The 9,159-nt window shown below is 52.0% G+C and carries 8 protein-coding genes; all 8 read left to right on the top strand.

Features of this window, described 5'->3' with window-relative positions; translation table 11 throughout:
* A partial coding sequence (tuf, locus tag B3X29_RS21975) for an elongation factor Tu (protein WP_290567595.1) occupies positions 1–1,105 on the top strand: 1,105 nt, incomplete at its 5' end.
* 229 nt (positions 1,106–1,334) lie between these two features.
* Positions 1,335–1,718 carry a preprotein translocase subunit SecE gene (gene secE / locus B3X29_RS21970; RefSeq protein WP_003862342.1) on the top strand — a complete coding sequence of 128 codons (384 nt, stop codon included), beginning with the start codon at positions 1,335–1,337 and terminating at the stop codon, positions 1,716–1,718.
* Between the two features lies 1 nt (position 1,719).
* Positions 1,720–2,265 (top strand): transcription termination/antitermination protein NusG, encoded by a 546-nt coding sequence (nusG, locus tag B3X29_RS21965; protein WP_003862341.1) that lies wholly within the window; start codon positions 1,720–1,722, stop codon positions 2,263–2,265.
* A gap of 154 nt (positions 2,266–2,419) precedes the next feature.
* On the top strand, positions 2,420–2,848 hold the full coding sequence (gene rplK, locus B3X29_RS21960; RefSeq protein WP_004097640.1) for a 50S ribosomal protein L11: 429 nt from the start codon (positions 2,420–2,422) through the stop codon (positions 2,846–2,848).
* Positions 2,849–2,851: 3 nt separating this feature from the next.
* Positions 2,852–3,556, top strand: coding sequence for a 50S ribosomal protein L1 (gene rplA, locus B3X29_RS21955; RefSeq protein WP_103177798.1), 705 nt, complete (start codon positions 2,852–2,854; stop codon positions 3,554–3,556).
* Between the two features lie 289 nt (positions 3,557–3,845).
* Positions 3,846–4,343, top strand: a complete 498-nt coding sequence (rplJ, locus tag B3X29_RS21950; protein ID WP_004097644.1) for a 50S ribosomal protein L10 — start codon at positions 3,846–3,848, stop codon at positions 4,341–4,343.
* A gap of 66 nt (positions 4,344–4,409) precedes the next feature.
* Positions 4,410–4,775, top strand: coding sequence for a 50S ribosomal protein L7/L12 (rplL, locus tag B3X29_RS21945; RefSeq protein ID WP_103177800.1), 366 nt, complete (start codon positions 4,410–4,412; stop codon positions 4,773–4,775).
* A gap of 318 nt (positions 4,776–5,093) precedes the next feature.
* Positions 5,094–9,122, top strand: coding sequence for a DNA-directed RNA polymerase subunit beta (rpoB, locus tag B3X29_RS21940; protein ID WP_103177801.1), 4,029 nt, complete (start codon positions 5,094–5,096; stop codon positions 9,120–9,122).
* Positions 9,123–9,159: the final 37 nt, after the last annotated feature.

Genomic DNA, 9,159 nt, shown 5'->3' with positions numbered 1-9,159 from the left:
CCTGCCCGCTGCAATCACTCCCGTTCTGGCTAACTCCTACGGTGGTTCTGCTCGTGCATTCGACCAGATCGATAACGCACCAGAAGAAAAAGCTCGTGGTATCACCATCAACTCTTCTCACGTTGAATATGCCGCCCCGAGTCGCCAATACCCACGCGTAGACTGCCCAGGCCACGCCGACTATGTTAAAAACATGATCACCGGTGCTGCGCAGATGGACGGCGCGATCCTGGTTGTTGCTGCGACTGACGGCCCAATGCCTCAGACCCGTGAGCACATCCTGCTGGGTCGTCAGGTAGGCGTTCCTTTCATCATCGTGTTCCTGAACAAATGCGACATGGTTGATGACGAAGAGCTGCTGGAACTGGTAGAGATGGAAGTTCGTGAACTGCTGTCTCAGTACGATTTCCCAGGCGACGATACCCCAATCGTTCGTGGTTCCGCGCTGAAAGCGCTGGAAGGCGAAGCTGAGTGGGAAGAGAAAATCATCGAACTGGCTGGCTACCTGGATTCTTACATCCCAGAACCAGAGCGCGCTATCGACAAGCCATTCCTGCTGCCAATCGAAGACGTATTCTCCATCTCCGGTCGTGGTACCGTTGTTACCGGTCGTGTAGAGCGCGGTATCATCAAAGTGGGTGAAGAAGTTGAAATCGTTGGTATCAAAGATACTGCGAAATCTACCTGTACTGGCGTTGAAATGTTCCGCAAACTGCTGGACGAAGGCCGTGCTGGTGAGAACGTTGGTGTTCTGCTGCGTGGTATCAAGCGTGAAGAAATCGAACGTGGTCAGGTTCTGGCGAAGCCAGGCTCAATCAAGCCACACACCAAGTTCGAATCTGAAGTGTACATCCTGTCCAAAGACGAAGGCGGCCGTCATACTCCGTTCTTCAAAGGCTACCGTCCACAGTTCTACTTCCGTACTACTGACGTGACCGGTACCATCGAACTGCCAGAAGGCGTTGAGATGGTAATGCCAGGCGACAACATCAAAATGGTTGTTACCCTGATCCACCCAATCGCAATGGACGATGGTCTGCGTTTCGCAATCCGCGAAGGCGGCCGTACCGTTGGCGCGGGCGTGGTTGCTAAAGTTCTCGGCTAATTGCTGATAACATTTGACGCAATGCGCATGAAAAGGGCATCATTTGATGCCCTTTTTGCACGCTTTCACATCAGAACCTGGCTCATCAGTGATTATTTTTGTCATAATCATTGCTGAGACAGGCTCTGCAGAGAGCGTATAATCCGAAAAGCGAATTAGCATTTCGATTTGGTTTGCCTCGCGCTCGCGGGGTGAAAATGTTTGTAGAATACTTCTGACAGGTTGGTTTATGAGTGCGAATACCGAAGCTCAAGGGAGCGGGCGCGGCCTGGAAGCGATGAAATGGGTAGTAGTAGCCGTATTGTTGATCGTAGCAATCGTGGGCAACTACCTTTATCGTGACATGATGCTGCCGCTACGCGCGCTGGCAGTGGTAATTCTGATTGCTGCAGCGGGTGGTGTCGCGCTGTTGACGACCAAAGGTAAAGCGACCGTCGCTTTTGCCCGCGAAGCGAGAACGGAAGTCCGTAAGGTCATTTGGCCGACTCGCCAGGAAACATTGCACACCACGCTGATTGTAGCTGCGGTTACCGCTGTAATGTCACTGATCCTGTGGGGACTGGATGGTATTCTGGTTCGCCTGGTATCCTTTATCACTGGCCTGAGGTTCTGAGATGTCTGAAGCCCCTAAAAAGCGCTGGTACGTCGTTCAGGCGTTTTCCGGTTTTGAAGGCCGCGTAGCAACGTCGCTGCGTGAGCATATCAAATTACACAACATGGAAGAGTTGTTTGGTGAAGTTATGGTTCCGACCGAAGAAGTGGTCGAGATCCGTGGCGGCCAGCGTCGCAAAAGCGAGCGCAAATTCTTCCCGGGTTACGTGCTTGTTCAGATGGTGATGAACGACGCAAGCTGGCACTTAGTGCGCAGCGTACCGCGCGTAATGGGCTTTATCGGCGGCACGTCTGACCGTCCGGCGCCAATCAGCGATAAAGAAGTTGATGCGATTATGAACCGCCTGCAGCAGGTGGGTGATAAGCCGCGTCCGAAAACGCTGTTTGAACCGGGTGAAATGGTACGTGTTAATGACGGTCCGTTTGCTGACTTTAACGGTGTGGTTGAAGAAGTGGACTACGAGAAGTCCCGCCTGAAAGTTTCTGTTTCTATCTTCGGTCGTGCGACCCCGGTAGAGCTGGACTTCGCCCAGGTAGAAAAAGCCTAAGCAGCGATCAAAAAAGCGACGATTTAAACGTTGCACAGGGCGCGAGATTGGAATACAATTTCGCGCCTTTTGTTTTTATGGATGCAATCCGTAAAACGAATTTTATCACGGGGAGCCTCCTTGAGGCGCTATAACCCAATCAGAGGATTTTAGAATGGCTAAGAAAGTACAAGCCTACGTCAAGCTGCAGGTTGCAGCTGGTATGGCGAACCCAAGTCCACCAGTTGGTCCAGCTCTGGGTCAGCAGGGTGTGAACATCATGGAATTCTGTAAAGCGTTCAACGCAAAAACCGAATCCCTGGAAAAAGGTCTGCCAATCCCAGTCGTAATCACTGTTTACGCTGACCGTTCTTTCACTTTCGTTACCAAGACCCCGCCGGCAGCAGTTCTGCTGAAAAAAGCGGCTGGTATCAAGTCTGGTTCCGGCAAGCCGAACAAAGACAAAGTAGGTAAAATTTCCCGCGCTCAGCTGCAGGAAATCGCGCAGACCAAAGCTGCCGACATGACTGGTTCCGACATTGAAGCGATGACTCGCTCCATCGAAGGTACTGCACGTTCCATGGGCCTGGTAGTGGAGGACTAAGAAATGGCTAAACTGACCAAGCGCATGTCCGTGATCCGTGACAAAGTTGATGCGACCAAACAGTACGAAATCAACGAAGCTATCGCTCTGCTGAAAGAACTGGCTACCGCTAAGTTCGTTGAAAGCGTTGACGTTGCTGTAAACCTCGGTATCGACGCTCGTAAATCTGATCAGAACGTACGTGGTGCAACTGTACTGCCACACGGTACTGGCCGTTCCGTTCGCGTAGCCGTATTTGCCCAGGGCGCAAACGCTGAAGCTGCTAAAGCTGCAGGCGCTGAGCTGGTAGGTATGGAAGATCTGGCTGACCAGATCAAGAAAGGCGAAATGAACTTTGACGTTGTTATCGCATCTCCAGATGCAATGCGCGTTGTTGGCCAGCTGGGCCAGGTTCTGGGTCCACGCGGCCTGATGCCAAATCCGAAAGTGGGTACTGTAACTCCTAACGTTGCTGAAGCGGTTAAGAACGCTAAAGCAGGTCAGGTTCGTTATCGTAACGACAAAAACGGCATCATCCACACCACCATCGGTAAAGTGGACTTCGACGCTGACAAACTGAAAGAAAACCTGGAAGCTCTGCTGGTTGCGCTGAAAAAAGCAAAACCAACTCAGGCGAAAGGCGTGTACATCAAGAAAGTTAGCATCTCCACCACCATGGGTGCAGGTGTTGCAGTTGACCAGGCTGGCCTGAGCGCTGCTGCAAACTAATACCTTTACGTGGGCGGCGAATTTGTCTACAATCTTCGCCCACGTTTGCTAACTCAGGTTAGCGGGTAACCGAATTGTTCGTTGGAGCCTGGCCTATCCAGGCCTCCGTCGAAGACCGCAGGTGTCTCGCAAGAGGCTTAATCCCCTGCGTAGACGGTGACAGAACGCTAAGATTATTTTTTGATACTCTGGCTTGTTTCTGCTCACCGTATTTAGACGCTCTTCCCGTTGGGAAGAGTGAAGTGAGTTCCAGGGCATGAGCCCTGGCAAACATCCAGGAGCAAAGCTAATGGCTTTAAATCTTCAAGACAAACAAGCGATTGTTGCTGAAGTCAGCGAAGTAGCCAAAGGCGCGCTGTCTGCAGTAGTTGCGGATTCCCGTGGCGTTACTGTAGATAAAATGACTGAACTGCGTAAAGCAGGTCGTGAAGCTGGCGTTTACATGCGTGTTGTTCGTAACACCCTGCTGCGCCGCGTAGTTGAAGGTACTCCTTTCGAGTGCCTGAAAGACACGTTTGTTGGTCCAACCTTGATTGCATACTCTATGGAACACCCGGGCGCTGCTGCTCGTCTGTTCAAAGAGTTCGCGAAAGCGAATGCAAAATTCGAGGTTAAAGCTGCAGCCTTTGAAGGTGAGTTGATCCCGGCATCGCAAATCGATCGCCTGGCAACCCTGCCGACCTACGAAGAAGCAATTGCACGCCTGATGGCAACCATGAAAGAAGCTTCGGCTGGCAAACTGGTTCGCACTCTGGCTGCTGTTCGCGATGCGAAAGAAGCTGCTTAATTGCAGTCCTCTTTATCAAGTATTCGCTTACGTATAAACTTATTCTGATTTTCAGGAACAATTTAAATGTCTATCACTAAAGATCAAATCATTGAAGCAGTATCCGCTATGTCCGTAATGGACGTTGTAGAACTGATCTCTGCAATGGAAGAAAAATTCGGTGTTTCCGCTGCTGCTGCTGTAGCTGTAGCTGCTGGCCCGGTTGAAGCTGCTGAAGAAAAAACTGAATTCGACGTAGTTCTGAAAGCTGCTGGCGCGAACAAAGTTGCTGTAATCAAAGCAGTACGTGCTGCAACTGGCCTGGGTCTGAAAGAAGCTAAAGACCTGGTAGAATCTGCTCCAGCTGCGCTGAAAGAAGGCGTGAGCAAAGACGACGCAGAAGCACTGAAAAAATCTCTGGAAGAAGCTGGCGCTGAAGTTGAAGTTAAATAAGCCAACCCTTCCGGTTGCAGCCTGAGAAATTAGGCTGATGGCTGGTGACTTTTTGGTCACCAGCCTTTTTGCGCTGTAAGGCGCCAGTAGCGTTTCACACTGTTTGACTGCTGGTTGTCCTGACAATGCTTGTTTCTATCGACGACTTAATATACTGCGACAGGGTGCTCGCTCTGGGTAAATCGCAATGAAATGGTTTAAGCGTGATAGCAACAGGCATTGCGGAAAGTGTTCGATTTTCCGATCAACAAAATGGTGTTGCACAAACTGTCCGCCAATGGACAGATGGGTCGACTTGTCAGCGAGCTGAGGAACCCTATGGTTTACTCCTATACCGAGAAAAAACGTATTCGTAAGGATTTTGGTAAACGTCCACAAGTTCTGGACATTCCATATCTCCTTTCTATCCAGCTTGACTCGTTCCAGAAGTTTATCGAGCAAGATCCTGAAGGGCAGTACGGCCTGGAAGCAGCCTTCCGTTCCGTATTCCCGATTAAGAGCTACAGCGGTAACTCCGAGCTGCAATACGTCAGCTACCGCCTTGGCGAACCGGTATTTGACGTTCAGGAATGTCAAATCCGTGGCGTGACCTACTCGGCACCGCTGCGCGTTAAACTGCGTCTGGTGATCTACGAGCGCGAAGCGCCGGAAGGCACCGTTAAAGACATCAAAGAACAAGAAGTCTACATGGGCGAAATTCCGCTCATGACCGACAACGGTACTTTCGTTATCAACGGTACTGAGCGTGTTATCGTTTCCCAGCTGCACCGTAGCCCGGGCGTCTTCTTCGACAGCGATAAAGGTAAAACGCACTCTTCCGGTAAAGTACTGTATAACGCGCGTATCATTCCTTACCGTGGTTCCTGGCTGGACTTCGAGTTCGATCCGAAAGACAACCTGTTTGTCCGTATCGACCGTCGTCGTAAACTGCCTGCGACCATCATTCTGCGTGCGCTGAACTACACCACTGAGCAGATTCTTGATCTGTTCTTTGAGAAAGTTGTCTTTGAAATTCGCGACAACAAGCTGCAAATGGAACTGGTGCCAGAGCGTCTGCGTGGTGATACCGCGTCGTTCGACATCGAAGCCAACGGCAAAGTGTATGTGGAAAAAGGCCGCCGTATTACTGCGCGCCACATCCGTCAGCTGGAAAAAGATGAAATCAAACACATCGAAGTTCCGGTTGAGTACATTGCTGGCAAAGTTGCAGCAAAAGACTACGTTGATGCATCTACTGGCGAGCTGATCTGCCCAGCGAACATGGAGCTGAGCCTGGATCTGCTGGCTAAGCTGAGCCAGTCTGGCCACAAGCGTATCGAAACGCTGTTCACCAACGATCTGGACCACGGTCCGTACATGTCCGAAACCGTACGTGTCGACCCAACCACCGATCGTCTGAGCGCGCTGGTAGAAATCTACCGCATGATGCGCCCTGGTGAGCCACCAACTCGCGAAGCGGCTGAAAGCCTGTTCGAGAACCTGTTCTTCTCCGAAGACCGCTACGATCTCTCCGCGGTTGGTCGTATGAAGTTCAACCGTTCTCTGCTGCGTGACACGATCGAAGGTTCCGGTATCCTGAGCAAAGAAGACATCATCGAAGTGATGAAGAAGCTCATCGATATCCGTAACGGTAAAGGCGAAGTGGACGATATCGACCACCTCGGCAACCGTCGTATCCGTTCCGTAGGCGAAATGGCGGAAAACCAGTTCCGCGTTGGCCTGGTACGTGTAGAGCGTGCGGTGAAAGAGCGTCTGTCTCTGGGCGATCTGGATACCCTGATGCCTCAGGATATGATCAACGCCAAGCCGATCTCCGCAGCAGTGAAAGAGTTCTTTGGTTCCAGCCAGCTGTCTCAGTTTATGGACCAGAACAACCCGCTGTCTGAGATCACGCACAAGCGTCGTATCTCTGCACTCGGCCCAGGCGGTCTGACCCGTGAGCGCGCAGGCTTCGAAGTTCGAGACGTACACCCGACCCACTACGGTCGCGTATGTCCAATCGAAACGCCTGAAGGTCCAAACATCGGTCTGATCAACTCCCTGTCCGTGTACGCACAGACGAACGAATACGGCTTCCTCGAGACCCCGTACCGTAAAGTGACTGACGGTGTTGTAACCGACGAAATTCACTACCTGTCTGCTATCGAAGAAGGTAACTACGTTATCGCCCAGGCGAACACCAACCTGGACGAAGAAGGTCGCTTTGTTGATGACCTCGTTACCTGCCGTAGCAAAGGTGAATCCAGCTTGTTCAGCAACGACCAGGTTGACTACATGGACGTTTCCACCCAGCAGGTGGTTTCCGTCGGTGCGTCCCTGATCCCGTTCCTGGAACACGATGACGCCAACCGTGCATTGATGGGTGCGAACATGCAACGTCAGGCGGTTCCGACTCTGCGCGCTGATAAGCCGCTGGTTGGTACCGGTATGGAACGTGCTGTTGCCGTTGACTCCGGTGTAACTGCAGTTGCTAAACGTGGCGGTACCGTTCAGTACGTGGATGCATCCCGTATCGTTATCAAAGTTAACGAAGACGAGATGTACCCAGGCGAAGCGGGTATCGACATCTACAACCTGACCAAATACACCCGTTCTAACCAGAACACCTGTATCAACCAGATGCCTTGCGTATCTCTGGGTGAGCCAGTTGAGCGCGGCGACGTGCTGGCAGACGGTCCGTCCACCGACCTCGGTGAACTGGCGCTCGGTCAGAACATGCGCGTAGCGTTCATGCCGTGGAACGGTTACAACTTCGAAGACTCCATCCTCGTCTCCGAGCGTGTGGTTCAGGAAGATCGTTTCACCACTATTCACATCCAGGAACTGGCCTGTGTCTCCCGTGACACCAAGCTGGGGCCAGAAGAGATCACCGCTGACATCCCTAACGTGGGTGAAGCTGCGCTCTCCAAACTGGATGAATCCGGTATCGTTTACATCGGTGCGGAAGTGACCGGCGGCGACATTCTGGTTGGTAAGGTAACGCCGAAAGGTGAAACCCAGCTGACGCCAGAAGAGAAACTGCTGCGCGCGATCTTCGGTGAGAAAGCGTCTGACGTTAAAGACTCTTCTCTGCGCGTACCGAACGGTGTTTCCGGTACGGTTATCGACGTACAGGTCTTTACTCGCGATGGCGTAGAAAAAGACAAACGTGCGCTGGAAATCGAAGAGATGCAGCTGAAGCAGGCTAAGAAAGACCTGTCTGAAGAGCTGCAGATCCTTGAAGCTGGCCTGTTTGGTCGTATCTACGCGGTGCTGGTTTCCGGTGGTGTTGAAGCTGAGAAGCTCGACAAGCTGCCGCGTGACCGCTGGCTGGAACTGGGCCTGGCCGACGAAGAGAAACAAAATCAGCTGGAACAGCTGGCTGAGCAGTATGACGAACTGAAACACGAGTTCGAGAAGAAACTCGAAGCGAAACGCCGCAAAATCACTCAGGGCGACGATCTGGCACCGGGCGTGCTGAAGATTGTTAAGGTTTATCTGGCCGTTAAACGTCAGATCCAGCCTGGTGATAAGATGGCGGGTCGTCACGGTAACAAGGGTGTTATCTCTAAGATCAACCCGATCGAAGATATGCCTTACGATGAAAACGGCACGCCGGTAGACATCGTACTGAACCCACTGGGCGTACCGTCTCGTATGAACATCGGTCAGATCCTTGAAACCCACCTGGGTATGGCTGCGAAAGGTATCGGCGACAAGATTAACGCCATGCTGAAACAGCAGCAGGAAGTCGCGAAACTGCGCGAATTCATCCAGCGTGCGTACGATCTGGGTACCGACGTTTGCCAGAAAGTCGACCTGAACACCTTCAGCGATGAAGAAGTGATGCGTCTGGCTGAAAACCTGCGTAAGGGTATGCCAATCGCAACGCCTGTCTTCGATGGTGCGAAAGAGTCTGAAATCAAGGAACTGTTACAGCTGGGTGGCCTGCCAAGTTCTGGCCAGATCACTCTGTTCGACGGTCGTACCGGTGAGCAGTTCGAGCGCCAGGTAACCGTTGGCTACATGTACATGCTGAAACTGAACCACCTGGTTGATGACAAGATGCACGCGCGTTCTACCGGTTCTTACAGCCTGGTTACTCAGCAGCCGCTGGGTGGTAAGGCGCAGTTCGGTGGTCAGCGCTTCGGGGAGATGGAAGTGTGGGCGCTTGAAGCATATGGCGCAGCATACACCCTGCAGGAAATGCTCACCGTTAAGTCTGATGACGTGAACGGTCGTACCAAGATGTATAAAAACATCGTGGACGGCAACCATCAGATGGAGCCGGGCATGCCAGAGTCCTTCAACGTACTGTTGAAAGAAATTCGTTCGCTGGGTATCAACATCGAACTGGAAGACGAGTAACTCTCGCTCAAACAGGTCACTGGTGTCGGGGTAACTC

It is taken from the genome of Leclercia sp. UBA5076 (genome assembly GCF_002416465.1).
In the GTDB taxonomy this organism is placed as follows: Bacteria; Pseudomonadota; Gammaproteobacteria; order Enterobacterales; family Enterobacteriaceae; genus Enterobacter.
Note: the sequence above shows the minus strand (reverse complement) of the source record. Positions and strands in the feature narration are given on the sequence as shown.

What these genes read in the sequence shown, in the direction of transcription:
- rplL (WP_103177800.1), top strand. Translation starts at nt 4,410, where the DNA reads ATGTCTATCACTAAAGATCAAATCATTGAAGCAGTATCCGCTATGTCC.
- rplJ (WP_004097644.1), top strand. Translation starts at nt 3,846, where the DNA reads ATGGCTTTAAATCTTCAAGACAAACAAGCGATTGTTGCTGAAGTCAGC.
- nusG (WP_003862341.1), top strand. Translation starts at nt 1,720, where the DNA reads ATGTCTGAAGCCCCTAAAAAGCGCTGGTACGTCGTTCAGGCGTTTTCC.
- rpoB (WP_103177801.1), top strand. Translation starts at nt 5,094, where the DNA reads ATGGTTTACTCCTATACCGAGAAAAAACGTATTCGTAAGGATTTTGGT.
- rplA (WP_103177798.1), top strand. Translation starts at nt 2,852, where the DNA reads ATGGCTAAACTGACCAAGCGCATGTCCGTGATCCGTGACAAAGTTGAT.
- rplK (WP_004097640.1), top strand. Translation starts at nt 2,420, where the DNA reads ATGGCTAAGAAAGTACAAGCCTACGTCAAGCTGCAGGTTGCAGCTGGT.
- secE (WP_003862342.1), top strand. Translation starts at nt 1,335, where the DNA reads ATGAGTGCGAATACCGAAGCTCAAGGGAGCGGGCGCGGCCTGGAAGCG.